The sequence below is a fragment of the Streptomyces albofaciens JCM 4342 genome (assembly GCF_008634025.1).
GTDB lineage: Bacteria > Actinomycetota > Actinomycetes > Streptomycetales > Streptomycetaceae > Streptomyces > Streptomyces albofaciens.
Genome location: NZ_PDCM01000001.1, coordinates 4600801 through 4626919, shown reverse-complemented (window position 1 = coordinate 4626919; position 26119 = coordinate 4600801). Strand labels below are relative to the sequence as shown.

Here is a 26119-nt window from a genome sequence, read left to right as displayed (position 1 = left end):
CACTCCGGGGTGCGGCAAGAAAGCACACCGCAGCCGGGCCGACGGGCTCCGCATCGGGTATCGGGAAGCTTCCGGCCGCTCGGCAGAACCATGAATGGGCGCGAAATCGGGGGTGCGGAAAGCGCATCAGCGTCAGGGTGCGCGGATCTCCGCCGGAGAAACCGCCGGCGCCGGCCGGTCAGCGGTGGGCCGGTGGACGGTGGTCGCGCCGAGCAGGGCTCCGTTCTGTCCCCGCTGCGTGGCGATCACCTGGCGGCTGATCCGGGCCTCGGCGATGCGCCGGCGGTCCCGTGGGTCGACCGTGAAGGCCCGGTGATCGGCGTACTGCGGGTGGGCCGCCCGTTGCGCGCCGGTCAGCCGGGTGGGGATCAGGCGCAGCCACCGGCCCTCGTCCGAGAGTGCCCCGTGCCGGAGGGTGATGCCGCCGTTCGGCGCGTACACCAGCTGCTGACCGGCGACCCCGGCGCCGGTCCCCCGCCACACGACGGTGGTGTCGTCCAGCCAGGTCGCCGCCGACGTGGCGAGGTCCAGGCCGAACGCCCCGCCCAGAGTCGGAGCGAGGTAGGCGGGGTCTCCGGCCACGCGCCAGACTTCGTGCCCGTAAAGAGAGAAGTCGAGCGTCTCGTCGACCGGGACGTCCTTCTCCTCTTTCTTGTGCAGGATGTAGCTGAGCGATTCCGCGTGGCTGTTCAGCGGGACCTCGAAGACCAGGCCGAAGGAGTCCCGGCCCGCCGGCCGCACCGGGTCGTTCCACTCCGGGGGGCTCGCCGCTCCCGTCCAGGGGTGCAGGCCCCAGCCGTCGTAGTCGCCGTCGGCCCGGTGGTAGTGGATGACCGCCTTCGTGGGGTCCTGTTCCGGGTACGCGCCCGGGGGCCGCGTCGTCGTCACCGCGTCGCTCCCCCGTTCCGTCCACACTTCCGCTGCGGAGGTGAGACGCAGGGTGCGTGGCGGGCCGTCGGGTACGCCGTCCTTCTCCACGGTGAAGGAGATCGCGTCGGCGCCTTCGGCCGGGGTGAGCCAGGCGAAGGCTCCGTACGCGTCCCGGCCGGTGAAGTCGGCGGTCCGGCCGTCGGCGGTCCGCAGACGCAGGCCCGTGTGGTCACCGTCGGTACGCCGGTAGTGGACGACGGCCCAGTGGCGGGCTGCCGTCGGCTTCTGCGCCACCGGTGGCCGGCCGGCGGTGGTCACGGCGCTGTCGCTCGCGGTCCGGCCGGCGCTGTCGACGACGACCGCCTTGTACCGCAGCGGCGTTCCGGCCGCGAGGTCCGCGGTGATGTTCTGGGTGATCCGGTAGGGGGCGTGGTCGGCCGTACCGAGCGTCCTCCAGGGACCGTTGCCGGCCTGGGCCGCGAAGACGACCCGGTGGTGTCCACCGCCGCGGACGTCGGCGGAGATCTCCGCGCTGCCGCTGACGCCCGCGGCCGGGGCCCGGAGCGTGAGGGAGGGGGCGGCCGTCGGCGGGCTCGGGTGCCGTGTGGCTCGGTACACGATGGCCGACAGGGCCGGCACGGTCACGGTGATCTTTCCGGCCCCGTCGCTGCGTACCCTGCCCTTGGTGCCGTAGAGCGCCTGGTAGGGCATGTGGGCAGCGCCGGTCGGCAGGGTGACGGTCCGGTCTTCGCCCGCGTTGTTGACCGCTACCAGGTAGTCGCGGCCCCGGCGTACGTCGGTGCGGGAGAAGGCGTACACGGAGCCCTGGGCCAGGCGCTCGGTCTGGACACCGTCGCGCAGGGCGGGGTGTTCCCGGGTCAGCCGGGAGAGGGCGGCGACGGCGCGGTAGAGGGGGTGGGTGGTGTCGTACGCGTCGGAGGCCGCGGTGCGGTCGGTGCCGATCCGGTGGTCGTCCAGGTAGTCGGGGACTTTCGAGGCGAACATGGTCTGGCGGGCGTCCGCGTCGCCGCCGGAGCCCGTGAAGCCCTGTTCGTCGCCGGAATAGACGACCGGGTTGCCCCTCGAAAAGAACATCAGCTCGTGGGCCAGGCGGTCCCGTCGCAGCAGTTCGGCGTCGTCGGCGCCCGGGTTGTCCTGGCCGACGAAGCTGCCGATGCGCCCCATGTCGTGGCTGCCGAGGAACGTGACCTGGCTGTAGGCGTTGGTCTGGTCCGTGCCGTACCGGTAGTCCTGCGCGAAGACGCGGGCGAGGTCGGCGGCGGGGCCGCCCCGGGAGGCGAAGTTGCGGGCGGCGGCCTGGAACGGGAAGTCCAGCGTCGCGTCGAGCCGGCCCTGGGTGACGTAGGGGGCGGTGATGGACGCGTCCGCCGAGAACGCCTCGGCGAAGAGGAAGAAGTTCGGGCGGCCGTGCCGCGCGGCGTAGCGGTCGAGTGCGGTGGCCCACTGGGTCCAGAAGGCCATGTCGACGTTTTTGGCCGTGTCGACCCGGAAGCCGTCCACGTCGAAGTCGTGGACCCACTTCTGATAGATCCGCTCCATGCCGCGTACGACCTCGGGCCGCTCGGTCCACAGGTCGTCCATGCCCTTGAAGTCGCCGTACAGGGCGCTCTCTCCGGCGAAGGTGGAGTTACCGCGGTTGTGGTACATGGCCGGGTCGTTGAGCCATGCGGGCACCTTGCGGTCCTGCGGGTCGGTGGAGAGCCGCGGGGTGTAGGGGGAACCGGCCGGGTCCGGGCGGTGGGTGCCGGTGCTGTCGTCGAAGGGGCGGCCGTGCGCGTCCAGGTAGGGGAAGGCGCCCTTGCCGCGGTATCCGTACCGTTTCTCGGCGTAGTCGACGGTGTCCGCGGTGTGGTTGGTGATGACGTCGAAGAAGACCTTCATGCCTTTGGCGTGGGCCTTGTCGATGAGTTCCGACAGGTCGGCCTCGGTGCCGAAGTGGGGGTCGACCCGGGTGAAGTCGGTGATGGCGTAGCCGTGGTAGTTGCCGCTCGCCCTGCCGTCGCGGACCGTGACGGGCTTGTTCTTGAACACGGGGCCGAGCCAGATGGCGGTGGTGCCGAGACCTCGGATGTAGTCGAGGTGGTCGATGGCGCCCCGCAGGTCGCCGCCCTGGAAGAAGTCCTTGTCGGTGGGGTCGTATCCGGTGGTCGTCCGGCCGCCGGTCAGTCCGCCCCGGTTGTTCGACGGGGAACCGTCGGCGAACCGGTCGGGCAGGAGCAGGTAGAACTGTTCCCTGCTGACGGCCGGGCGGTCCGGTTCCCGGGCGAGCCGGGCGTCCGGCGGCGGTGGGGGCGGCCCGCCGGCCGCCGCCCGGGTCGCCGAAGGCGGCAGGGCCGCGGACAGCAGCGCGAGAGCCAGCGCGGTCACGAGATGTCTCGGTCCGGTCATGTGACGCCTTTCCCGGTGTCATGGTGACGGACGCGGACGGGCCGCCGCCCTGCCGTGTGACGCGGGGGCCGCCCGGCACCGGGGAGGTGGGCCGGGCGGCCGTTCTCGGTGGCCGCCGCCTGTCGGCGGCCGGCGCGCGTCGCGCGGGGCGGCTGTCAGTTGCGCCAGGTGTCGTTCAGCTTGATCCCGGCGCCGGAGGGGACGGTCGTCCTGCGGTTGGCTCCGCCCTCCCAGGTGACGTGGCCCGCCGCGTCCTTGCGGAGGTACTTGTACGCGATCGACGTGCCCGCGGGCAGCTTCACGTCGAGCTTCCAGGTGGGGTAGCCCGCGGGGTCCAGCTTGAGGGCCTTGGAGGTGTTCCAGTCACCGAGGGCGGCGTTGTCGCCGACGACGTAGATGTTCTGCCCCCACTGGGTGTCGGCCTTGACGTTGAAGGAAGCTCCGGCGGCCGGCGGGGGGTCGGTCGGGGTGGCGCTGTCGCACTTCCTGGCCCCCACGTGCAGGGCGAGGGCCGTGTTGGCGCCCAGGGTCGCGGTGAACCGGCCGGAGGAGTCGACGGTGACGCCCTTTCCGGTCTGCACGTCGCAATAGCCGCCGGCGGGCAGGGAGGTCTGGAAGGTGCGGGTGAGCGGGGCGCCTTCGTGGTTGATGGCGACGTACGCCTTGTCGCCGCGGCCGAAGGCGATCTGGTTGCCGCCGTTGTCCCACCAGTGGGTCACCGGTGCCCCGGCGGAGGTGTTGCGGAACTTGACCATGCTCGCGATCTCGCGCCAGGCGTGCTGGCACTTCCAGCCGTCCTTGTAACACGCTTCGGCCCTGCCGTTGTTCGGGCCGCCGGCGTCGTGGTCGGTGAACTCGTAACCGGAGTGGACGTCGGGGGAACCGTACGGCCAGGCCAGCATGAAGACATGGGCGAGGGTGTAGTCGGCGCCGTCCTTGTAGCTGAGGGAGCCGCCGTTGCGCTCGGTGTCGTGGTTGGTGACGAACACGGACGCCTTGTCGCTGCGGAGGTAGTTCCAGCCCTCGCCGAAGTTCTTCAGCACCGCGAGTTTCTCGCTGCCGAAGACCCGCTTGAGGTCGTAGGCGTAGGTGAACTCCTGGACGTCTCCGGTGGTGTAGTACTCGGACGGCTGGACGTCCTCGCCGGGGGCCCCGATGGTCTCCTGCTTCCAGTAGACGCCGGGGTCGGTGAGCCGGGACTTGATGTTGACGAGGTCGGCCTCGGGGATGTGCTTGGCCGCGTCGACGCGGAAGCCGTCGATGCCCAGGGAGAGCAGGTCGTTCAGGTAGCCCGCGATCGTCTTGCGGACGTGTTCCTCACCGGTGTCCAGGTCGGGCAGGTCGCCCATCTCGCAGTTCTGGGCCTCCCAGCGGTCCCGGTAGTTGACGATCTTCTTCCGGCAGGTGTCCAGGTCGGCGCCGGAGTAGGTGCCCGGGTAGTCGTACTTGCTGAAGGGCGAGCCCGCGGAGCCGGTGCCGGAGGCGTTCGCCATGTGGTTGATGACCGTGTCCGCGACGACCTTGACGCCCGCGGCGTGACACGTGTCGATCATGCTCTTGAGGTCCGAGCGGTCGCCCAGCTTGGTGCCGATCTTGTAGCTGACGGGCTGGTACGCCGTGTACCAGGGGCTTCCCGCGAGGTGCTCGTTGGGCGGGGAGATCTGGACGTACCCGTATCCGTCGGGGCCCAGCTCCTCCGTGCACGCTTTCGCCACGGAGGAGAAGCTCCTTTCGAACATCACCGCCGTGACGTCCTTGCCGCCGGGCGCACCGGCGGCGTGCGCCGGCGCCGGTGCCGGCGCCGTGATGGCCACAGCGGCTCCTGCCACTAGGGCGAGTGCAGCGGCCACGGTCTTGTTGGCCATGGTGTGCTCCAGTCTGAGGGGGTGTGGGGGAGCCTCGATGGGCAACGCGCCATGCCGGACAAGGCGGTACTGGTTTTTGCAGCAAGTTTTTGCGGTCGAGACCGTACGGCTCCGCTTACCGCTGGTCAACCCTTCGCCACAGAAGTCCAGTTCACCGAGGTCGAAGGTCAACCCAGGAAGCGCAAACTCTTTCGCAAGTGTTTCAACGGTGTTACCTTCAACGCACTCCGGCCCGCGGCCGTGGGGTATGCAGCAGGTATGTCCCCAACGCGCCCGGCCGACCGGGCCGGAGTGTCCGACGCTCCCCTCCCCTGCCGCCCCGCCCCGTCGGTCCGCCCCCTCAGACGGACGTGAACAAGGGCTCCCACCAGGGCCGGTGGGTGCGGTACCAGTCCACCGTGGCGGTCAGCGCCTGCGCGAAGTCGGCCCGCGGCCGGTATCCGAGTTCCGCGGTGATCTTGCTGTGGTCCACCGCGTAACGGCGGTCGTGGCCCTTGCGGTCCGTGACGTGGGTGATGCGGTCGGGGCCCGCGCCGCACCGCGTCAGCAGGTGTTGCGCGAGGCCGAGGTTGCTCAGGGAGGTGCCGCCCCCGATGTTGTACGTCTCTCCGGCCCGCCCGGCCGTGCGTACCAGTTCGACCGCCCGGACGTGGTCGTCCACGTGCAGCCAGTCGCGGACCTGCCGGCCGTCTCCGTACAGCGGGAGGCTGCCGCCGGTCAGCACCGCGGCCAGGAAGCGCGGAACGGCCTTCTCCGGGTGCTGGTACGGGCCGAAGTTGTTGGAACAGCGGGTCACCCGGACGTCCAGCCCGTACGTGCGGTGGTGGGCAAGCGCGACGAGGTCCGCCGCGGCCTTGGACGCCGCGTACGGCGAGCTGGGCCTGAGCGGGTCCTCCTCCCGTGCGGCGCCCTCGGGGACCGAGCCGTAGACCTCGTCGGTGGAGATGTGCACGAAGGTGCGCACCCCGTTGCGCAGCGCCGCGTCCAGCAGGGTCTGGGTGCCCATCACGTTGGTGCGGGTGAAGCACGAGCCGTCCTCGATGGAGCGGTCCACGTGCGACTCCGCCGCGAAGTGGACGATTTCGTCGTGCCCGGCCGTCAGGCGCCGCACCGTCGCGGCGTCACAGACGTCCCCGCGCACGAAGGTCAGGTCCGGGTGAGCGCGTACCGGGTCGAGCCGGGCGAGGCTGCCCGCGTAGGTGAGCTTGTCCAGCACGGTGACGGTGACGCCGGGTGGTCCCGACGGGCCGAGGAGCGCGCGGACGTAGGCGGATCCGATGAACCCGGCGCCGCCGGTGACGAGGATGCGTGACGTCATGAGGTGAGCTGCACCTTACTGTGGTCGCCGATGACGAGGCGGTGGGCCGGGTGCGGGCGGGGCGCCGCGGCCACGACCGCTTCGCTGCCGATCAGCGACCGCTCGATGCCCCAGGCGCCTTCCAGGCACGCGCCCCGCAGCAGCACGGAGGAGTCGACCGCGCTGTCCTCGATGCGGCAGTCCTCCGCCACGGAGGTGTACGGGCCGACGGTGGAGTTGCTGATCACGGCGCCCGCGCCGACCACCACGGGCCCGACGATCCGGGACCGCGTGACCACGGCCCCCTCGGCGATACGGACCCGGCCCACCAGGACGCTGTCCGGATCGACCTTGCCTTCGACGCTCCCCGTCATCCGGTCCAGGACGTGCCGGTTCGCCTCCAGCAGGTCGTCCACGCTGCCGGTGTCGCGCCACGGCCGGGTGGTCGTCTCCGCGCGCACGCCGAGGCCCTGCTCGATCATCCACTGCACCGCGTGGGTGATCTCCAGCTCGCCGCGGCCGGAGGGGCGGATGGCGCGCACCGCGTCGTGCACCGCGGGGGTGAAGGCGTAGACGCCGACCATGGCGAGATCGCTGCGGGGGTGCTCCGGCTTCTCCTCCAGCCGGCGCACGAGCCCCGTGTCGTCGGTCTCGGCCACGCCGAAGGCGGTGGGGTCGGGCACCGGGGTGAGGAGCAGCCGGGCGGCGTCCCGGCCGGCTTCGGCGCGCCGCACGAAGCCCGCCACCCCCTCCTCCAGGTAGTTGTCTCCCAGATACAGCAGGAAGTCGTCATCCGCCAGGAAGTCGCGCGCGATGGCCACCGCGTGGGCCAGGCCGAGGGATGCGCGCTGCCGGAGGTAGGTGATGCGCAGCCCGAAGGCAGTCCCGTCCCCCACCGCGCGGCGGATGGCGTCGCCGTGGTCGCCGACCACCACGCCCACGTGCTCGATGCCGGCTTCCGCTATCGCCTGCAAGGCGTAGTGCAGGACCGGTCTGTTGGCGAGGGGGAGGAGCTGCTTGGCGCGGGTGTGCGTGAACGGCCGTAGCCGGCTGCCGGTGCCTCCCGCCAGGACGAGGGCTTTCACGTCGGCCACCGATGTCGCGGAAGGGACTGGATCTGTTGTCTCACGGATCTCTCCTCGAACGAAGGTCGCGGTGTCACCGGTGAAGTGACTTGTGACTCAAGCAGAAGCTGCATGAGACACGCAAGGCCACTCAGAAAGTTGCAGAAATTTCTTGCAGCGCTGGGTGATTGATGTTTGACTCACCTCCGACGCCGCTCAACGGCGCCGCATGGCACAGCAGTTCGCCCAGGAGGGTGGGAGCGGCAGTGACAGGTCAGCACCAGCTGGAGCATCTGGAGCGAGAGGCCGGACATCTGGCCCCGGGCGCTTCGGACGAGGCGGCCGTCGGGCGCCGGGTCTTCGCCGAGGGGCACGGCCCGGTCCTCACGGATCTCGACGGCAACCAGTACCTGGACTTCGCGGCAGGCACGCTGACCCAGTCGCTGGGGCACGGACACCCCGAGGTCGTGGAGGCGCTCACCACGCAGGCCCGGCGCCTGTGGAACGTGCACGACTCAGCGACGCCCGACCGTGCCGCGCTCCTGGAGCTGCTGGCCAGGTTGCTGCCCGAACGGCTGAACACCTACGCCCTGCTCTCCACCGGGGCGGAGGTGGTCGAGGCGGCGTTACGGGTGGTGCAGGCGACCGCCGAGCCCGGCCGCAACCGGATCGGAGCCCTGCGCGGAGGCTTCCACGGCAAGACGATGGGCGCGCGGATGCTGGTGCACTGGGACGTCGGCCACCAGGCGTTCGCCGGCAACTCCGTCCTCGGCTACGCGGCCTACTGCTACCGCTGCCCGCTGGAACTGAGCCACCCGTCGTGCGGACTGCGCTGCGCCTCCCTCGTACGCAAGCACATCGCCGACAAGCCGAACGTCTCGGCGCTGGTCTTCGAACCCGTCCTCGGCGCGGCCGGAGTCGTCGTGCCGCCGCCGGGCTACTGGTCACAGATCACCGAATCCTGCCGGGCCAACGGGGTGCTCCTCGTCGCCGACGAGGTGATGACCGGCGGCGGCCGCACCGGCACCTTCCTGGCGAGCGAGCAGTTCGGCATCGAGCCGGACCTGGTCACCCTGTCGAAGGGCCTGGCCAGCGGGTTCCCGTTCGCGGTCCTGGCGGGTCGCGCGGAGCTGCTGCACCACCCGGCGGCCGCGGTGCCCGGCGCCTACTCGGCGACGTACGGCGGCAACCCGCTCGGGATCGCCGCGGCACGCGCCACTCTGGAGGTCGTCGAACGCGACCGTCTGGTCGAGCGCGTCCGGATCCTGGGCGACCTGCTGCACGAGCGGCTGTCCGCTTGGCCCTCCCGCTTCGAGAACCTCGGCGACGTACGCGGCCTGGGCCTGCTGTACGGGCTGGAGTTCGTCACGGACCGGGAGAGCCGCAGGCCCGCACCGCACATCGCGCGGGCCGTGTACGCACACGCACTCGACCTGGGCCTCCGAGTGGCCCTCGGCGGACACATCCTGCGCCTGGCGCCCCCGTTCACCATCGACGAGCCGCTCCTCGACGAGGGCGTCACACTCCTCGAACGGGCCCTGGAACGGGTGCTGTCGTGATCGTCGCGGAGAATCTCGTCAAGGAGTTCCGGCTCGCCGAGCGCAAACCGGGCCTGGCCGGCAGTCTGGCCACGCTCTTCACCCGCGAGCACCGGATCGTCCGGGCGGTCGACGGGGTGTCCTTCACGATCCCGGCCGGCTCCAAGACGGCGTACATCGGCGCCAACGGGGCGGGCAAGTCCACCACCATCAAGATGCTGACCGGCATCATGACGCCCACCAGCGGGCGCTGCCTGGTGCGCGGCATCGAGCCGTACCGGCAGCGGAAGGACAACGCCCGTGGCATCGGCGTCGTCTTCGGCCAGCGCAGTCAGCTGTGGTGGGACCTGTCCGTCCCGGACTCCTTCCGCATCCTGCACCGCATCTACGAGATCCCCGATCCGGTGTACCGCCGCAACCTCGCCCTGTACCGGGACCTGCTGGACATCGACGCCCTCGGCACCACCCCCGTACGCCAGCTCAGCCTGGGCCAGCGGATGCGGGCGGAGATCGCGGCGAGCCTGCTGCACGACCCGCCCGTCGTCTTCTGGGACGAGCCGACCATCGGCCTCGACATGGTGCTCAAGGACGCGGTACGGCAGCTGGTCAACCACGTGCACCGGGAACTGGGCACGACCGTCGTCCTCACCAGCCACGACATCACCGACATCGCCGCGATCTGCGACAGCGCGCTGGTCGTGGACCGGGGGCGGGTGGTGCACCAGGGCAGCATCCGGGACCTGCTGCGGACCGCCGACCGGCGGTCCGTGCTGTTCGACCACCGGAACGCGACGGCTCCCGACCGGGCCTGCGCGGACATCGAGCAGGGACTGCCCGGGGTGAGCGCCTCATCGGCCGAGGACGGCCGCATCAAGGTCGACTATCCGGTGGACCGGTTCACCTCCCGCCAGGTGCTGGCCTTCCTGCTCGAACGCTTCGACCTGGTGGACTGCTACGCGCCGGAACCGGACCTGGAGGACGTACTACGGCGGATCTACGGCGGCGGGCGCTCCGGACCGGTCCCGGCCGAGATCCCGTGCGGGCCCGCGGCAGGTGGGGCATGAGCGGCTCTCCCGTACCGGAGGCGAGGGGCGGCCCGCCGGTCCGCCGCGCCGCGCGCGTCCGGCACTACCTGCCCTTCGCCACCGGAGGGCTCCAGTCCCTGCTGCAGTACCGCTCGTCGTTCGTGACGACCGGCGTCACCGCGGCGGCCGGCGCCGCGGTCTCCGTCTTCCTGTGGCGGGCCGTGTACGCGGGCTCGCCGCCCGGCGGCGGCCCGGGCGGCTTCACCGCCGAGACCATCACCACCTACCTGCTGATGGCCCAGATCCTGCAGATCCTGCACGCCAACCGGGTGGACGACGAGGTCGCCGCCGACGTCTACCGCGGTGACGTGGCCGTCATGCTGGTCCGGCCGGTCAGCTACCCGGTCGTCCGGTTCTTCGCGTGCCTGCCGGTCGTCGCGGCCAACGCCGTCCTGGTCGGGGTGCCCGTGCTCGGCCTGTTCGCCCTGCTCATGCCGCTCACCGTGCCCCGGCCGGCCGACGTCCTGCTGTTCCTGGTGTCCGCCGCGCTGTCCGTCCTGCTCGCCTTCCTCGTGAACCTGCTGACCGGGATGACGGGGTTCGTGACCACCAACACCTGGGGCGTGCGGATGGTGAAGCAGAGCGTCGTCGCCTTCTTCGCCGGGCAGCTGGTGCCCCTCGCGCTGATGCCCGGCCCGCTGCGGGCACTGGCGTCCGCGCTGCCCTTCCAGGGCATGGTCGACGCGCCGCTCGCCCTGCTGCTCGGCCGCTACGACGGAGTGGCCGACGCCGTCGGCGTCCTCGCCCGGCAGGCCGGCTGGGTGGCCGGTCTGACCTTGCTCGGTGCCGTCCTCTGGCGGGCCGCGCTCAGCCGTCTGGAGGTGCTCGGCGGATGACCCGGACCTGGTGGCGCCATGTGCGGCTGGCCTTCTTCCTCGGCGGGGTCGGGCTGCACCGGCTGAGTACGTACCGCATGGACTTCCTTCTCGGGGCCGGGGCCTTCCTGATCCGCGTGGGCCTGCAGACGGCGGTGGTGGGCCTGGTCTTCCGGCAGGTTCCCGTGCTGGGCGGCTGGAGCTACCACGAGGTGCTGTTCCTGCTGGGTTTCTCGCTGCTGCCGCGCGGCCTGGACCACCTCTTCACCGACCAGCTGTGGGAGCTGGGCCGCAAACTGGTCCAGCGCGGCGAGTTCCACCGCTATCTGATCCGCCCGGTGAACCCGCTGTTCTCCCTGCTCTCGGAGCGCTTCTTCCACCCCGACGCGCTCGGCGAACTCGTCGTCGGCGCCTTCCTGGTGGTCTGGTCCGGCAGCGCCATCGGCCTCGACCTCACCCCGCTGCAGTGGGCCGTCGCCCCCTTGCTGGTGCTGTGCGGCGCCCTGATCCACACGTCCGTCAAGCTGCTGTTCGCCTCGCTGTCCTTCTGGACGGTGACCAGCCTGCCGTCGATGTACGCGGCGAACCAGGTGTCCGAGTTCGCCGCGTACCCGCTGGACATCTACCACTCCTCGCTGCGCGCCCTGCTGACCTGGGTGCTTCCCTTCGCCTTCACCTCGTACGTGCCGTGCGTCTACCTGCTGACGGGCTCCGCGGGGCTGGTGGTCTGGCTGCCCGTGGTGACGGCCGGCGCCCTGGCCCTGGCCCTGACCGTATGGCGGCGTGGCGTCAACGCCTACGAAATGACCGGGAGTTGATTACCACGTGATCCCCGACGAACATCTCGCCCCCTTGCTGCGCACCGCGTCCTGGATGCCGCGCGACCTCCGCGCCGCCCACCGCTACGAGACGGTCGACCACGCCGCGCCGGCACCGGACGAAGTGCTGCTGGTCGTGCGGGCGGTCGGCGGCCCCGCCTCCGGCGAGCGGATCTTCGTCCCCGTGCGCCGGGAACCGTCCGGCGCCGTGGCCGCGGTGCGCGGCGACGGGCCCCCGGGGCTCGCGACCGTACGCCGGGTGCTGACCGGCGCGCGGCTGCGCACGGCGCGCGGCGGGTACGTGGACTTCCGCCGCGCGCCCTCCGCGCCGGCCGGCGAGGCGCGGTGGCTGCCGTTCGACCAGGGCTGGTCCTCCAACGCCCTCTCCCTGGTCGAGATAGGCGGTACCCCTTACGTCCACAAGACCTACCGGCGTCCGGACGAGGTGATCCACGAACCCGAGGTGCTGCGGCTCATGAGCGGCACCGGGCGGACGCCCGAGTGGGCCGGGGACTACACCTACACCGATCCCGTCGGCGGGACCCGGCATCCGGTGGGCGTCCTGTACCGCCATGTACCCGGGCAGGGCATCGACGCGCCGCTGCGGGCGGACCTGCGCTCGCTGTGGCCGCGCCTGACGAACCGCGTCCCTCCGGAACGGCTCGTACACGCGCATCTGCGTCCGCTCGAAGCGGCGTTGCGTACGGCCGGGCGTTTCCTGCACGCCTTCCACCACGACCTGTCGGTACGCCTGGGCGAGCCGGTCACCGGCTACCCGGTGGCCGACGTGCTGTCCAGGACGGCGGCACAGTTCGACCGGTCGGCCCTCGCGGACCTCCCCCTTCCGCCGGCCGCCCGGAGCGCCGCCTTCGATGCCCTGCGGGCCGAGCTGGACCAGCTGCGTCACATACTGGGCGACCGGGTCACGGCCGCCGGAGCCGGTCCCTGCCACGGCGACCTGCACCTGTCGCACCTGCTGTGTGCCGAAGGACCGGACGGCAGCTGGCGGATGGGCGTCATCGACCTGTCCACGCCCGCCCTCCCGTCGGACGGTTCCGGCTACGCCGCCCAGTCCCCCCTCCAAGACCTCGTCGCCGTCCAGCGCGCGCTGGAGTACTTCACGGCCGACGAGGCGGCCTTCGAGAGCGCCCGCCGGCTCGGCGTGGACGCGGACACCACCATGAACGGCTCCCTGGACGGCGCGCCCGGCCTGCCGGACGCCCAGCGGGAGGTGCTGCACACCGTCTTCCGCACCGCCGACACCTGGCGTGAGCGCGTGCTGCGCCTGCTGCTCGGGCCGGCGTCCGGCAGTCCGCTGCGGCGGCTGCTGTACCTGCGCCGCCTCCTGCACGAGCTGGGCTACAACCACGACCACGCCCGGCCCTACCACGCCGCGATCGACCTGCGTCACGCGCTCGCGCTGCCCTCCTCCGCCCCGACCCTCCACGCAAGGACGTGACCGCCGTGAACGCGCCCAGGATGCACATCATCGAGAACTACTTCGAGTGCTGCGGCTTCGACCACACCTTCCTGCAGGGCGGCACGTCCGTATACCTGTGGAACCTCTCCAAGACCTTCGCCGCCCGCGGCCACCGGGTCTCCATCGTCACCCCCGCGCACGGCCGGCTCGACGACCTGCGGCAGCGCTACGAGGTGGAAGACCTGCCCTACGAGGACGCCTACACGCTGCCGGTGGTCCTCGACACCCGGGTCTGGCAGGGCTTCCCCGAACAGGCCGACCTGGCGCTGCGCACCACCGCGCACCGCATCCGCCTGGAGGGCGTGGACCTGTACTTCCTCGCCAACGACTACCTGAACCGGCTGCCGGACACCTTCTACCCGCCGTACTCCGCGAAGGGCCGGGACCTGGTGTTCTTCAAGCCGCTGGTCTTCCAGGCGGACAGCGTCCGGTTCCTGCGCGGCTGGTTCGGCGACGAGAAGGCCGTCGTCCACACCCACGAGCCGTACTACCACTACCTGCTGCCGGCCGCCCTGCGCGCGGACCCGACGAAGCTGGTCGTCAGCAACGTCCAGAGCAACATGCCGATCGCCAAGAAGGTGTACGGGCCCGAGGTGGCGCGCCTCTTCGAACTGCTCGGCGTGGACGTCGAGCTGCCCGCGCCCGAGCCCGAGCCCGACGTGCCCGCGGCGCTCGTCCAGTACCAGCAGCTCACCCACCTGCACTACACCTACCCGCCGGACCATGTGGCGCTCTACGAGCTGACCGCCGAGCACGCCGATCTGATCGACTTCCTGTCGCCCGGGCAGCTGGACTTCTACGCGGGCTTCCGGGACACCCCGTTCGAGCCGCTCTTCCGGCGGCTGCCCATCGCCGACGTGGTGCGCCGCAACGCCCACAAGATGTTCGTCGGCGGCTGCGCCATCTCCGACCAGTGGCTGGCCTGGGACCCCGCCCGGGTGGACCGGACGGAGGTGCTCGGCGGCCTGGGCCTCGACCCCGCGCTGCCGACGTTCTTCCACAACGCCCGCTATGCCGTCCACCACAAGGGCCAGGTCGAGCTGATACGGGCCGTGGACCGGGTGCTGGGCGAGGGCCTGAAGGCCAACTTCGTCATCCGCTGCATCTCCGGCAACGGCATCGACGACCCGCTCTTCCACGAGGTCGCCGCCCGGCACCCCGACCGTCTGCACTTCGAGTGGGAGCGCGTCGAGGAGGCCCGCGTCTTCGCCTGCGCGGCCGCGTCGGACTTCGCCCTGTTCCCCTCCAAGTTCGAGATGGACACCTTCCTGATCGCCCAGGGCGAGGCCATGGCCGTGGGCACGGTGCCCATCGCCACCGACCAGCGCGGCATGGAGCACTTCCGGCACGCCGACGGCCCGGAGACGACCACCGGTTTCGCGGTCAACCGCTCCTTCGCGGAGGACGACGCCCTGCTCACCGACGCGCTCGCGGCCCGCATCCGGCAGGCGGCGGCCCTGTGGTCCGACGATCCCGGCCGCTACCGCGAGCTGTCCGACCGCGCCTCGGCCGTCGCCCGCGCCTTCACCTGGGACCACTGCGCCGACCTGCACCTGGCGGCGTTCACCCGGCTGTGGGAGGGCCGGCCGCCCGTCCTGTCCACCGAACTGGCGCTCCGGCACGGCTGGTTCGACCTGCTCACCGACGACCAGGTCAGCACGGCGGCCGCCGTCGAGCACGGCGATATCGCGGCGTACGAGCGCCGCGCCCCGCTCGACGCGGAAGCGGCGGCGCGCCTCTTCCGCGCCGCCTGGCGACGGGCCGACTTCGCCGCCTGCGAACGGGTCCTCGGCCGGCTTCCCGGGGCGGTGCCCGCGGAGGAGGCCGCGCTGCTGCGCACCCGCGCCCGCGTCCTGGCCGACGGGCGTCTGGAGTACCGGCTGCCGCACGCCGAACGGGTGCAGGTCGTGGAGGCGCGGCGGGGCTCGGCCAGGACCCTGCCGACCGTACGCACCCTTGACCGCACCGGCCCGGGTGTCTTCGTGGGCGAGGCGCCGGGCGCCGACGGGCTGCTGCTGCTCACCTTGTCCAGCGGCCGGGTGGCCTGGGACGAGGTGCGGCATGGCTGACCCGCGTGCCGTACGCGCGGTGCTGCTCGCGGGCGGCGAGGGGCAGCGGATGGGCCCGCTCGGCGCGGGGCGGCTCAAGCCGCTGGTCCCCTACGGCGGCGCCTGCCGGCTCATCGACTTCAGCCTGGCCAACGCCCGGGCCTCCGGGCTTTCGGAAGTGCTGCTGCTGTCCCAGTACGAGGAGCGGCTGCTGATGGACGACCTCCACCGCGTATGGAACGCGGAACCGGGGTTCCGGGTGCACTTCGGCCCGTACGACAGCGCCTACCGCGGCCGGGAGCTGCCCGCGGAGCTGCCGCGGCGCACCTGGCCGCTGGAACGCGGCACCGCCGACGCCCTGATCCGCAAGGCCGAGTTCATCTTCACCGACGGCGTCGAGGACGTCCTCGTCCTGCATGCCGACCATGTCTACCGGTACGACTACGGCCCCCTCGTCGCGGCGCACCGGGCCTCGGGCGCGGCGCTGACCGTCGCCTACCAGCGGATCGACAGGCGCTGGGTGCACCTGTTCGGCATGGTCCGCTTCGACGCCGGGGGCCGGCTGACGGAGTTCGCGGAGAAGCCCGAGAACCCCACCTCCGACCTGGTCTTCGCGGCCTTCTGCGTCTTCGACGCCGCCGTACTCCACCGGTACCTGACCCTGCTGGACGGTACCGACTGGCAGCACGACATCAGCCGTGACGTGATCCCGGCGATGCTCGCGGCCGGGGAGCACATCCGCGGACACGAGGTGCACGGCCACTGGGAGGACATCGGCACCGTCGAGCGCTACCACCGGGCGCATCTGGCGCTCGCCGCGGGCCCGCCGGCACCGCTGCCCGTCGAGCGGATGCCGTGGACGGTACGGCCGGGCGTCGGACGGCGCCGGGTCGCGGACGCTCCCGGAGTGCGCGGGTCGGTGATCCCCGCGGACCTCGTCAACGCCGGACAGGTGGCGGACAGCGTGCTCTTCCCCGGGGTACGGATCGGCGCGGGGGCACGGGTGCGGCGCAGCGTGGTGCTGCCCGGCGCGGTGATACCGCCGGACGCCGACATCGACGGGGCGGTCGTCCTGGAGGACGGACACATTCAGCACGTTGCCGAAGGAGTGAGCGCATGACCACAGACCAGCACCACAGCGGAGCACAGGGTCCGGACGGCTACGACGTCCTGGTGGTGGGCGGGACCGGGGTGGACACCATCGTGCGCGTGGACGAGTTGCGGGTGCCGCCCGGCGACTCGGTCTTCGTCGAACCGCTGCGGGACTACGTCGGGCACACCGGCAACGGGGTGGCGCTCGGCTGGCACGCCCTCGGCCTGCGGACGAAGTTCATCGACTTCCTCGGCGACGACCCGCAGGGCCGCATGGTCCTGGAGCACTACGCCCGCCAGGGCCTCGACTTCGCCCACCTGGTCTCGCCGCACGGCACTCCGCGCGCGGTGAACCTGGTGGACGCCAAGGGCCGCCGCTTCTCCTTCTACGACGGCCGGCACCCCGAGGACCTCCGGCTTCCCCGCGACTTCTACCTGCCCCACCTGGAGCGGTCGGCCCACGTCCACCTGTCGATCATCGGCCACAACCAGGACATGTACGACGACATCCACCGGCTGGGCGTGACCAGTTCGACCGATCTGCACGACTGGGACGGGCACAACCCCCATCACCGCCACTACGCCCTGCGCTCCGACTACGTCTTCCTGAGCGCGGCGGCGGTCCACGACCGGCTGGAGACCGTGCTGCGGTCGATCGTCGGCGAGGGCCGGGCGCGGTTCGTGGTCGCGACCGACGGGGCCAACGGCTGCTACCTGCTGGAGCGCGGTGCCGACACCGTCCGGCACTTCCCCGCCGTCCGTCCGGAGCGTCCGGTCGTGGACAGCAACGGTGCCGGCGACGCGTTCGTCACCGCCTTCCTGCACGCGTACTTCGAGCGGCGCCCGTTCGAGGACTGCGTGCTGGCCGGCTCGGTGGCCGGGGCGTTCGTGTGCGGCAGCGTGGGCACCCACACCGAGTTCATCGGCCTGCCGGAACTGCGCGCGGCCAGTGCCCGCGCGGCCGCGAGCCGGTAGGAGCCGGGACATGCACGTGATCCACTTCGCCTTCGAGTGCGGCGGGTTCGACAACCGCCTCATGCGCGGCGGGCTGTCCCCGCTGGTGTGGAACCTGTCGCGCGAGTACGCCGCCCGGGGGCACCGGGTGTCCCTGGTCACCCCGGCGCACGGACTCATCGGCACGCTGCGGCGGGAGCACGCCGTGACGGAACTCCCCTACGTCCACGAGCACCGCGTGCCGCTGGTCCTGGACCCCAAGGTGTGGCCGGACCACCCGTCCGACATCACCCTGGAGCTGACCACCCGGGCGTACCGCCTGCGGATCGACGGCGTGGACGTCTACTTCCTCTCCGACGCCTTCCTCGATCTGCTGCCCGACCGGCTGTACCCGCCGCCGGGCACCGAGGGCACGGACCTCGTCCACTTCAAGCCGCTGGTGTTCCAGGTGGCGGGCGCCCACTTCATCCGGCGGTACCTCGGCGGGGAGGAGGCGGTGGTCCACGGCTTCGAGCCGTACTACCACTACCTCCTGCCGCCCCTGTTCGCCGGCGACCCGTCCCTGCGCACCGTGAGCACGGTCGCGGCCAACGCCCCCGTCACGCAGAAGGTCTACCGCCCGCAGGTCGAGCGGCTGCTCGGCCTGTTCGGGGTGCGGGCCGACCTCGACGCGCTGGAGGACGGGCTGCCCGCCGAGGACAGCCCGCAGGCGGCCATGGCGCGGGTCCTGGCAGGCACCCGGATGCACGTGGAGTACGGACCGGACCATGTCGCCGTTCTGCCGCTGGTCCTGGCACACGCCGACCTGCTGGACTTCGTCTCGCCCGGCCAGCGGGACTACTACAGCACCTTCCGCGACACCCCGTTCGAGAGCCTGTTCCACACCCTGCCGGTCTCCCGCATGGTGCGCGCCCAGGCGCACCAGCTGCTCATGGGCGGCTGCGGGATATCCGACGGCTGGCTGGCGCGCGATCCCGGAGCCGTGGACCGTGAGGCGGTCCTGCGCTCGCTGGGTCTCGATCCCTCCCTGCCGGTCTTCTACCACGCCGCCCGGTACGCGGTGCACCACAAGGGCCAGCTCGAACTGATCCGCGCCGTCGAGGAGGTGCTGGACAGCGGCACCGAAGCGGCCTTCGTGCTGCGCCTGGCCACCAGCGGGGGCGGTGGGCAGCCGGCCCCCGTCGGCAACGCGTACTTCCGGAGCGTCGCCGACCGCCATCCGGGCCGGGTGCATCTGGACTGGCGCCTGGCCGACGAGGACACCCTGTTCGAGCAGGCCGCGTGCGCGGACTTCTGCGTCTTCCCGTCGAAGTTCGAGCTCGACGGGTTCCTCATCGCCCAGGCCGAGGCCATGGCGTGCGGCGCGGTGCCGATCGCGACCGCGCAGAGCGTCACGGCCCACTTCGGCCACGCCCTGCCCCCGGACGATCCCCGGGCCACCGGGTTGTCGCTGCCCGGATCGTTCCGTGACGACGACCCGGCCCTCACCCGCGCGCTCGTCGACCGCATACGCCAGGCCGCGGAGCTACGGCGCGCCGCCCCCGACGCCTACGCCCGGCTGTCGGCCAACGCGCGCGCCACGGCCCGCCGGTTCACCTGGGCGCGGAGCGCCGACCGGCGCCTGTCGGCCTTCGAGGGCCTGCTGCGCGGCCGGCCCCGGGCCTTTCCGACCGAGGACGCGATCCGGTACGGCTGGTTCGACGCCCTGCCCGACGCCGCATGGGACCGGTACCGGACGCTCATCGCGCGGTCGGCCGCGGCCCTGGGCGACGTGGCGGCCTACGGGCGTGCCGCACCGCTCGACGAGGCGGCCTACGAGCGCCTCTTCGAGGCCGCCCACGCCCGGGCCGACTTCGCCGCTTGCGCCCGTATTGCGCGTGCGGCCGGCCGGGAGGACTGGGCGGCACGCGTCCGCGGGCGGTACACGGCACGCATCGATGCGGCGGGCCGCCCGCACGTGACGTACCGGCACCCGGAGGCGCGGCACGTGGAAGTGGCCGTAGCCGGAACCGGGATGTCCGCGTCGGACCTGGAGTCCCACGCCGAGGCCCTCGCCTCCGACGAACCGGTGCCGGCGGGCAGCGGTGCCGTCCTGGTGCCCCTGGTGGCGGCACGGGACGGCGTCTTCGAGGGCGTCCTGCCCGGTCCGCCCGTCGGACGCCACCTGCTCGTCATGCTGACCCTGGCCTCGGGGCGCGTCACTTGGGACACCCTGGCGTTCGAGCCGTCGGACACGGCCGCGCGGCCGTCGGCCGTTCCGTACGGGCCCGCGGGCGGCCCGCCGCCCTTCCGGCTCGTGGCGACGGACCTCGACGGCACCCTCCTGCGCAGTGACCAGTCCGTCTCCGAGCGCACCCTGCGCGCCCTCGCCCGGGCCGCCGAGGCGGGCGCCTCCCACCTCGTGGTCACCGGACGGCCCGCCACGGCCTGCAAGCAGTATCTGACCGCGCTCGGCTACCGCGGGCTCGCGGTGTGCGGACAGGGCGCCCAGCTCTACGACGCCGGCGCCGACCGGCTGCTCAGCTCGGCCTCGCTCGACCTGGACCTCGCCCGCAGCGTGGTCGAACGCGTCGAAGCCGCGCTGGGGCCGCTGGAACTGGGGGTCGTGACGGCGCCGCCGGAGAGCCGGTTCAAGGTCACGCCCCGCTTCGGCGAGCGCGTCCGGCACGGCTGGGACGTCACGACCGACCGCCGGCTGCTGTGGTCGCACCCGATCGACAAGCTGGTCCTGCACCACCCGGGCCTGCCGGAGGACGAGGTCGAAGCCGTGGCACAGCGGTTGTGCGGTGACGAGGTCACCGTGGTGCATTCGGTACGGGGGATGGTGGAGGTGCTGCCGGCCGGCACCACCAAGGCGGCCGGAGTGGAACGGGCGGCGCGGCTCCTCGGCCACGAAGCGGCCGGGACCGTCGCGTTCGGTGACATGCCGAACGACATCCCGCTCCTCGCCTGGGCCGGGCACGGGGTGGCCGTGGGCAACGCCCATCCGGCGCTGCGGGCGATGGCCGACGAGATCGCGCCCGCGAACGACGACGACGGCGTCGCCGCCGTCCTGGAACGCCTCTTCGGCAGCTCGGAGCGGATGTCATGAGCGGGGCTCTGCGCGAACTGGCCCGCGCCCATGGTGTGTCCACCGCCTACATCACCGACCGGGGGCAGCGGGTGACGGTGGCCCCGGACACCCTCGTGGCCGTGCTGGCCGCGTGCGGGATCGACGCGGCCACCGACGCGTCGGCCCGGGCCGCTCTGCGGGCCCACCGGGAGCGCACGGCGGCCCGGTTGCTGCCCCCGTGTGTCGTCGTGCGGGGAGCTGCCGTACCGCGGCTGGATCTGCCTCCGAACGCGACGGTGGAAGTGGAGCTGGAGGGAGGCGGCACGGCGGACCTGTCCGGCTCCCTCCCGGTCGGCATGCACACCGTGCACGCCGTCGCACCGGGAAGAAGCGATTCCGCACCGCTGCTGGCCGTACCCGCACGGCTGCCGGTGCCGGCCGGGCGGCACTGGGGATTCCTCGTCCAGCTGTATTCCGTGCTCTCACGCCGCTCCTGGGGCATGGGCGACCTCGGTGACCTGGCGGAGCTGGCGTCCTGGTCGGGACGCGCGCTCGGGGCGGACTTCGTCCAGCTCGGCCCGCTGCACGCCGTCGAACCCGGACCGCTGCCGGACCCGTCGCCGTACCGGCCCAGCTCCCGCCGGTACCCCGACCCCATGCATCTGCGCGTGGAGGCGATCCCCGAGTACGCGTACCTCCAGGGCGAGGGGCGGCGTACCGCCGACCGGTGTGCCGCCCAGGCCGGGATCCTCAACGAGGGCATGCTGCGCGGCGGCCTGCTCATCGACCGGGAGACGGTGCGCTCCCTCAAGCACGAGGCACTGCGGGCGGTCCACCAGGTGCCGCTGTCGCCCGGGCGCGCCGCCGCCCTCGCCCACTTCACCGCACGCGAAGGACAGGACCTGACGGACTTCGCCACCTGGTGCGCGCTGGCCGGTGTGCACGGCAGGGCCTGGCGGTCCTGGCCGGCCGCGCTGCGCGACCCGCGCTCCCCGGCCGTGGCCCGCGCCCGCCGGGAGCTGGCCGCCGAGGTCGACTACCACCGCTGGCTGGCCTGGGTCACCGACGGGCAACTGGCCGCCGCCCAGGCCGCGGCCGCCGGCGCCGGCATGAAGATCGGCCTGATCCACGACCTGGCGGTCGGTGTCGCCCCGGAGGGTGCCGACAGCTGGGCCCTCCAGGACTGCCTGGCCGCCGGCATGAGTGTCGGCGCTCCGCCGGACGACTTCAACCCGCACGGCCAGGACTGGGGCCAGCCGCCGTGGCGCCCCGACGGGCTCGCCGCCGCCGGCTACGCACCCCTGGCGGGGCTGCTGCGGGCCGGGCTGCGGCACGCGGGTGCCCTGCGCATCGACCATGTCATGGGCCTGTTCCGGCTGTGGTGGGTGCCCGAGGGGCGGCCGCCGTCCGAGGGTACGTACGTCCGGTACGACGCCGACGCGATGCTGGGCGTGCTGACGCTGGAGGCGCACCGCGCCGGAGCCGGTGTGATCGGTGAGGACCTCGGCACGGTCGAGGCCGGTGTCCGTACGGCGCTCGCCGAGCGGGGGATCCTCGGCACCTCCGTCCAGCGGTTCGAGTACCTCGGGGGCTCCGAGGGCCGGCACGGCCCGCTGCCGCCCGACCGCTGGCGGCGCGACTGCCTGGCCACGCTCACCACCCACGACCTGCCGACGACCGCGGCCTGGCTCAGCGGCGAGCACGTCGACCTCCGGGCCCGGCTGGGCCTGCTCACCCGCCCGGAAGCGGAGGAGAAGGCCGAGGCCGCCGCCGAGCGCGACGGGTGGCTGGCCGAACTGGAGCGGCACGGGCTGCTGCCCGACCCGGACGGCGACCTCGTCGCGCTGCACCGCTTCCTGTGCCGCACCCCGGCCCGCCTGCTCGGCGTCTGGCTGCCGGACGCGACCGGCGACCGCAGGCCCCAGAACCTTCCCGGCACGTCCACGGCGCACCCCAACTGGCGGCTGCCCGTGAGCGATGCCCAGGGCCGCCCCGTACCGCTGGAGGACCTTCCGGACCAGCCTCTTGTGGCCGCCCTCACCAGGGTGTTCGAGGACCTTCGCACCCATGCGAGACCACGTAAGGAGAAAGATGTCAGGCCAGATTCTTGACCGGGTCGGCCCCTCCCCGGCGGAGGGCGGCGACGATCCCGGCGATGTCGTCCTGGGCCCACCGACGGGGGTGCGTGAGGATGGCGACGGTTTCGCGCTGAGAGCACCGGACGGCATCCGGTACCGGGTCGACCTCGCCTCCGGGGTGCTCGACCCGGGCAACCCCCTGCTCGGCGGCTATCTGGAGGGCCGCCGCGTCGTGGCCTTCGTCGGCCCGACCGTGGACCGGCTGTACGGCGACCGGATCCGGGCCTACCTGGACGCCCACGCCCTGCCGGGCCAGTGGACCCTGCACGTCATGGCCACCGGCGAACACCACAAGACGCTGGCGGCGGTGGAGAACGTCTGCGCCCTGGCCAAGGCGGACGGGCTGGACCGCCATGGCCTGATGCTCGCCGTCGGCGGCGGCATCGTCGCCGACGTGGTCGGCTTCGCCGCGTCCATCTACGCGCGGGGCATCCGGTACATCAAGGTCAACACCACGCTCGTCGGCCAGGTGGACGTCGGTGTGGGCGTCAAGACGGGCGTCAACGCCCTGCGGACGAAGAACATGTACGGCGCCTACCACCCGGCACACGCCTCCCTCAACGACCCCGCCTTCCTGGCGACGCTGCCGCACCGGGAGATCCGCTGCGGACTCGCCGAGATCGTGAAGATGGCCGTGATCCTGGACGACGAGCTCTTCCGGACGCTGGAGCGCCACCCGGACGCGTTCCGCCGCCCCGCCGCCACCGTCCTCGACGACGGGGCTCTGGAGGCCTACGTCCTGCGCACCTCGATGCGTCTGATGATGGAGGAACTGTGCCCCAACCTCCACGAACACAACCTGGCCCGGCTCGTCGACTTCGGCCACACCTTCAGCCCGCTCATCGAGACGGCCGGCGGACACCGGCTGGAGCACGGTGAGGCGGTCGCCGTCGACATGGCGCTGTCCGCACATCTCGCACGCCTGCTCGGCCTGGCGGACGAGGAGACCTGCTTCCGCGTCGTCCGGCTGCTACGGCGGATCGGGCTGCCGGTGTTCGACCCGGTCACCTGCACACCGGAGCTGATGACGCAGGCGCTGCGTGCGTCATGGCAGCGGCGGGGCCGCAAACTGCACCTCGTCGTGCCGACCGGCATCGGCAAGGCGGCCTTCGTGGAGGAGTTGGCGGACCTGCCGGGCGACATCCTGGAGGACGCGCTGAAGGCGCTGGCCGCGGACGGGGAGCGGCACGATGCCTGAGCCCGTGACCAATCTGCGGAACCTGCTGACCGGCAAGGAGCGGGACCACGGGGGTTCCGGCACGATCCTCGCGCACCGCGTCTTCGCGCGCCGGGCCGGCGCCCCGGGCGCGGAATTCATCGATCTGGCCGTCCTGCCGCCGGGGACCTCGATCGGACGGCACCGGCACGGCGCCGACCGCGAGACCTACATCGTGCTTGACGGCACCGGTCTGATGTTCCGGGACGGCGAGGAGTTCCGGGTGGGCCCCGGCGACATCGTCGTCAACGCGCCCCACGGGGAGCACGGCCTGGTCAACGACTCGGAGCGGGACCTGCGGCTGCTCGTCTTCGAGGAAGCAGCGGAGGAGGGGGAGGGTGAGCGGCGTGCCGGGTGACGACGTGTTCACCGTCCTCGACGTGGGCGGCACGACCTTGCGCATCGGCACCTACGATCCCGCGGCGGGCGCCCTTTCGGACGTGCGGCGGATGCCGGTCGACGGCAAGCACCGCGACCCCGGTGCACCGGTGCCGGCCCTGCAACAGCGGGTGGTGGAACAGATCGTGCGCGAGGTCGCCGCGCATACGGGCGGGCGGCCGCCACGCGCGCTGGGCGTGGCGTTCGCCGGCCCGATCACGGCCGCGGGCCTCGTCATGGCGGCGCCCACCGTGTGGGGACGGCGCGGAGACCCGCTGCCGCTCGGTGAACTGCTGTCCGAGCGGACCGGCGCGCCGGCCGTCGTGGTGAACGACCTGACGGCTGCCGCTTGGCGCTACGCCGCCACCGAACCCGGCGACTTCTGCCTGCTGACCATCAGCTCCGGCATCGGCAACAAGGTCTTCCGCGGCGGCGAGGTCCTCGTCGACCCCGACGGCCACGGCGGTGAGCTGGGCCACTGGGTCTGCGACCGCTCCCCCGACGCGCCGCTGTGCGACTGCGGAGGCCGCGGCCATCTCGGCGCCATCGCCTCCGGCCGTGGCGTGCTGGCGGCGGCACGGCGGGCCGCGCACAGCCATCAGGCCGCCTTCCGCGGCTCCCGGCTCGCCGCGCTGTGCGAGGGCCGCGCGGAGCACATCGGCAACCGGGCCATCGCCCAGGCGGTCCGCGCGGGCGACCCCTTCACCACCGAGGTGCTGCGCGGCACGCTGGCCCCGCTCGCCCAGGCGATCACCGGGGTGTTCGCGTCGATCGGGGTGTGCCGCCACATCCTGATGGGCGGCTTCGCCCTGGCGGTCGGCGAACCGTACCGGCGCCTGCTGGTGGCCGAGATCCGGCGGCTGGGCTGCTTCGGCCTCGGCCCGGAGCAGATCGACGCCATGGTGTCGCTCGGGGCCGCCGACGACGACCACGGGCTGCTCGGAGTGGGCCGCCTGCTGGCCGCGCGGACGCCGGTGCCCTCCTCCCAGGGGGCGCCGTGACCGGCGGCAGCACCCTGATCGTGGGCAGTGGACTGATCGGCACGGCGACCGCCCGGTGCCTGGCGCGGGCGGACAGGCGCGTGACCCTCGTTTCACGCCGCCCGCCCGCCGTGTCGCCCGGCAGTTACGGCGCCCGCTGGGCCGCCCTGGACGCCACCGACGTCCGCGACTGCCGCCGTCTGCTCGACCGGCTGCGCCCGGAGCGCGTCGTCCTGGTGCACGGTCCGTCCGACGTCACCTGGTGCGAGGCCAACCCGGACGAGGCGCGGGCCGCGCATGTCGCCGTGGCGGACACCTTCGCCACCCTCGCACCGGACTCGCGGATCATCATGATCTCCACCGACAACGTCTTCGACGGCAGTTCGGCGCACAACACCGAGAGCGCTTCCCCGGCACCGGCGAACGCCTACGGCCGGGCGAAGCTGGCGGCCGAGCAGGCACTGCTCGCCAAGGCGCCCCGGTCCGTGATCCTGCGGGTCAGTCTCGTCTACGGCCACGAGCCCGCGGACGCGGACGCGGACAAGTGGCTGAACTTCTTCGCCGCCTGTGCCCATCGGCTGCGGCGGGGAGAGCCGGTCGAAGCCCCCGACGACCACTGGACGACGCCGGTGCTCCTGGACGACGTGGCGGAGGTGACGGCCGCGCTGCTGCGTTGCGGGCACCCGCTGCCCCCGGTGCTGCACCTGGGCGGCCCGGACCGCGTCACGCGCGCCGAGTGGGCCACCGCCGTCGCACGGGCGCTGGGCGCTCCCGCGGAACTGGTGAAGCCCGTACCGCGCGCCCGCACGCGCTACGCCTCCCGTCCGGCGAACGCCTGCCTGGCCAGTGAGGTGCTGCCGGCCCTGCCCGGCGTCGGGGACATCACCGTCCGGGGTGTGCGCGAGGGAGCGCGCCTGCTGGCCGCCCGATTCACCGGGCCCGAACCGTCCGCCTGAATCCGCCACGGCGCCCGAATCCGCGCCCGCACGAGGAGCCCCCATGCCCACCGCCCCCACCCGC

General features: G+C 72.5%; 17 protein-coding genes and 1 pseudogene. 14 read left to right on the top strand and 4 right to left on the bottom strand.

Going from position 1 to position 26119, the window contains the following annotated elements; all coding sequences use genetic code 11:
• Nucleotides 1-195: 195 nt before the first annotated feature.
• The 4 genes and pseudogenes from CP973_RS20350 to CP973_RS20335 form a co-directional block, all read right to left on the bottom strand.
• Nucleotides 196-3279, bottom strand: a pseudogene (locus CP973_RS20350) (alpha-amylase family glycosyl hydrolase); the annotation flags it as partial.
• A gap of 155 nt (nt 3280-3434) precedes the next feature.
• The gene (locus CP973_RS20345) at nt 3435-5144 is read right to left on the bottom strand and encodes a carbohydrate-binding module family 20 domain-containing protein (protein ID WP_150242730.1); all 1710 of its coding nucleotides are present in this window, start codon (nt 5142-5144) and stop codon (nt 3435-3437) included.
• A 340-nt stretch (nt 5145-5484) separates the two neighbouring features.
• Nucleotides 5485-6462 (bottom strand): dTDP-glucose 4,6-dehydratase, encoded by a 978-nt coding sequence (gene rfbB, locus CP973_RS20340; RefSeq protein WP_150242728.1) that lies wholly within the window; start codon nt 6460-6462, stop codon nt 5485-5487.
• Nucleotides 6459-7526: a glucose-1-phosphate thymidylyltransferase gene (locus CP973_RS20335; RefSeq protein WP_150243814.1), complete on the bottom strand. Its 1068-nt coding sequence runs from the start codon at nt 7524-7526 to the stop codon at nt 6459-6461. The genes rfbB and CP973_RS20335 overlap by 4 nt, the downstream gene beginning before the upstream one ends.
• A 245-nt stretch (nt 7527-7771) precedes the next feature.
• On the opposite strand from CP973_RS20335, the gene CP973_RS20330 reads away from it, so the two are divergent.
• The 14 genes from CP973_RS20330 to CP973_RS20265 are packed head-to-tail and all read left to right on the top strand — an operon-like array spanning nt 7772 to nt 26055.
• Nucleotides 7772-9064, top strand: a complete 1293-nt coding sequence (locus CP973_RS20330) for an aspartate aminotransferase family protein (protein ID WP_244409622.1) — start codon at nt 7772-7774, stop codon at nt 9062-9064.
• Nucleotides 9061-10107: an ABC transporter ATP-binding protein gene (locus tag CP973_RS20325; RefSeq protein WP_150242724.1), complete on the top strand. Its 1047-nt coding sequence runs from the start codon at nt 9061-9063 to the stop codon at nt 10105-10107. Before CP973_RS20330 ends, CP973_RS20325 begins: the two co-directional genes overlap by 4 nt.
• Nucleotides 10104-10964: an ABC transporter permease gene (locus tag CP973_RS20320; RefSeq protein WP_150242721.1), complete on the top strand. Its 861-nt coding sequence runs from the start codon at nt 10104-10106 to the stop codon at nt 10962-10964. The genes CP973_RS20325 and CP973_RS20320 overlap by 4 nt, the downstream gene beginning before the upstream one ends.
• Nucleotides 10961-11761: an ABC transporter permease gene (locus CP973_RS20315; protein WP_150242720.1), complete on the top strand. Its 801-nt coding sequence runs from the start codon at nt 10961-10963 to the stop codon at nt 11759-11761. Before CP973_RS20320 ends, CP973_RS20315 begins: the two co-directional genes overlap by 4 nt.
• 7 nt (nt 11762-11768) lie before the next feature.
• Complete coding sequence (locus CP973_RS20310; RefSeq protein ID WP_150242718.1) at nt 11769-13220, top strand: hypothetical protein; 1452 nt, start codon at nt 11769-11771, stop codon at nt 13218-13220.
• Nucleotides 13221-13225: 5 nt separating this feature from the next.
• A complete protein-coding gene (locus CP973_RS20305) occupies nt 13226-15310 on the top strand; it encodes a glycosyltransferase (RefSeq protein ID WP_244409621.1) in 2085 nt (694 codons plus the stop codon).
• Nucleotides 15303-16409, top strand: coding sequence for a sugar phosphate nucleotidyltransferase (locus tag CP973_RS20300; RefSeq protein ID WP_150242716.1), 1107 nt, complete (start codon nt 15303-15305; stop codon nt 16407-16409). Before CP973_RS20305 ends, CP973_RS20300 begins: the two co-directional genes overlap by 8 nt.
• On the top strand, nt 16406-17356 hold the full coding sequence (locus CP973_RS20295) for a carbohydrate kinase family protein (RefSeq protein WP_150242714.1): 951 nt from the start codon (nt 16406-16408) through the stop codon (nt 17354-17356). Before CP973_RS20300 ends, CP973_RS20295 begins: the two co-directional genes overlap by 4 nt.
• A 10-nt stretch (nt 17357-17366) precedes the next feature.
• Nucleotides 17367-20426, top strand: a complete 3060-nt coding sequence (locus CP973_RS41615) for an HAD hydrolase family protein (RefSeq protein ID WP_341874830.1) — start codon at nt 17367-17369, stop codon at nt 20424-20426.
• Nucleotides 20423-22498 (top strand): 4-alpha-glucanotransferase, encoded by a 2076-nt coding sequence (gene malQ / locus CP973_RS20285; protein ID WP_150242712.1) that lies wholly within the window; start codon nt 20423-20425, stop codon nt 22496-22498. Before CP973_RS41615 ends, malQ begins: the two co-directional genes overlap by 4 nt.
• Entirely contained in the window at nt 22479-23723 is a 1245-nt protein-coding gene (locus CP973_RS20280; protein WP_150242710.1) for a sedoheptulose 7-phosphate cyclase, read from the top strand. Before malQ ends, CP973_RS20280 begins: the two co-directional genes overlap by 20 nt.
• Nucleotides 23716-24099: a cupin domain-containing protein gene (locus CP973_RS20275; RefSeq protein WP_150242708.1), complete on the top strand. Its 384-nt coding sequence runs from the start codon at nt 23716-23718 to the stop codon at nt 24097-24099. Before CP973_RS20280 ends, CP973_RS20275 begins: the two co-directional genes overlap by 8 nt.
• A complete protein-coding gene (locus CP973_RS20270; protein ID WP_150242706.1) occupies nt 24080-25120 on the top strand; it encodes an ROK family protein in 1041 nt (346 codons plus the stop codon). Before CP973_RS20275 ends, CP973_RS20270 begins: the two co-directional genes overlap by 20 nt.
• Nucleotides 25117-26055, top strand: a complete 939-nt coding sequence (locus CP973_RS20265) for an SDR family oxidoreductase (protein ID WP_167538393.1) — start codon at nt 25117-25119, stop codon at nt 26053-26055. The genes CP973_RS20270 and CP973_RS20265 overlap by 4 nt, the downstream gene beginning before the upstream one ends.
• Nucleotides 26056-26119 lie beyond the last annotated feature (64 nt).